The following is a 1,656-nucleotide window of genomic DNA, read 5'->3' on the forward strand; positions in this document are numbered from 1 at the left end:
CACAGAAACTGTTAATAACGCTGTGGGTGAACTGGTGAATGGACGAGGTGAGCACCAACGGGAGCGCAGCCGAGGAATGAACCAGTTCCCGTCAAAGTGCAGTAAAGTAATACTGCACTTTTGTCCCATTTTTGGGACTATTTTTGTTTTTATCTTGAAAATTTTTAGGTTGTAATTAGCGCTTCTTTTTGTAATATACGTAACACACTAAAGAGGTGTTGAACCATGACAAAGCGAAACAAAGAACGATTTTCAATTTCGATATCACCAGAATGTTACGATGCATTAGAGAGATTTACTAAATTAACAGGTGCAACTAAAAGCGGATTTATTGACGACGTACTCAAAACACAAGTTGATAACTTAAATTTACTTTGCGATTCGATAGAGGAAGCATTGAAAGGAAATGAAGAAAAAGCCTTAGAGAACGTAGGCTCTGTATTGGCTGATATGAGCCGCTTGATTAAAGAAAAGAACCAAGAATTAACAGACGTACAAATAAAAGATAAATAGGTTTATTGCGCCAACAATAAATCCTAGATAGCAAAAAGCCCAACTCGCCAAAGCTGGGCTTTTTAAGGTGTCAGAACGTGCGCCAACACGTTTCTGACGGTTGTTAATCCCGACAAGGATAACTTGATAATGATATCTGAGAGTAATCAGGCTGTCAGCGTGCCTATGCGCGAAGGGTGCGCTCATGTTGAAAAATATTCAACTAAAAACACGAAAAAATTTCTAGAACCTTACAAAAATATTCACTCAACTCACAAAAAGAGTGATAAATCTGAGCAAAAAAACACCGATTTTGCAGGCGAGCCTGGGCTTGTCTCTTCTTCAACAAGTGGGACGTTGCCCGAACCATTCTTTATTGACCGCCATAAATCACGTCTTAGAAAACTTAAATACTCAGTCTTAACCAGCGCACGATTGCATATTGAAGATTTGAGCATGGGTAGTTATCGATACCGAGTGGCCATGTTAACTCTAACTTACAAAGATTTAGACGCATGGCAACCAAGACACATCAGTGATTTATTAAGCTACGTTCGCAAGTGGTGTAAACGCAGAAACATAGATTTTCGTTATGTTTGGGTTGGTGAGCTTCAGAAACGAGGCGCATTGCATTACCACGTTTTAATCTGGCTACCTAAAGGCGTGACACTTCCAAAGCCTGATAAACAAGGTTGGTGGAAGCATGGTTTAACAAAGATTGAATGGGCCAGAAATGCCATTGGCTATATCGCAAAATACGCTTCTAAAGGTGAAGACAATCCCGACAAATTCCCCAAAGGTGTAAGGATTTACGGTTGTGGTGGATTGTCTGAGAACGCCAGAAATGAACGCTGTTGGTGGTCAATGCCGAATTGGGTTCGCGAGATTGCAACAATCGAAGACCGTCCGAGACGTGCTATAGGTGGAGGTATTTTGCTGAAAAGCACAGGCGAAATATTGGAAAGTCCTTGGCTGTTTGCTGGGTTTTCAGCTAAGGGCGCATACATCATCAAGAAACCAGAATTTACCCATTAATCACAAAGGAAACGGACTATGAACAATTTACAGCAACATTATTCAACTGATTCTATTAGAGAGCTTACAGAGCGTCACAGGGAGCTTTTAACAGGGATTTTAGCCACCATACAAGGCGGCGCTCAGTTT

The 1,656-nt window shown here is 40.9% G+C and carries 2 protein-coding genes; both read left to right on the plus strand.

What is annotated here, in order from left to right:
* Window positions 1–225: 225 nt before the first annotated feature.
* A complete protein-coding gene (locus DS2_RS19270; RefSeq protein ID WP_035016718.1) occupies window positions 226–513 on the plus strand; it encodes a hypothetical protein in 288 nt (95 codons plus the stop codon).
* A gap of 129 nt (window positions 514–642) precedes the next feature.
* The gene (locus DS2_RS19275) at window positions 643–1,527 is read left to right on the plus strand and encodes a rolling circle replication-associated protein (protein ID WP_051480038.1); all 885 of its coding nucleotides are present in this window, start codon (window positions 643–645) and stop codon (window positions 1,525–1,527) included.
* Window positions 1,528–1,656: the final 129 nt, after the last annotated feature.

It is taken from the genome of Catenovulum agarivorans DS-2 (genome assembly GCF_000568405.1).
In the GTDB taxonomy this organism is placed as follows: domain Bacteria; phylum Pseudomonadota; class Gammaproteobacteria; order Enterobacterales; family Alteromonadaceae; genus Catenovulum; species Catenovulum agarivorans_A.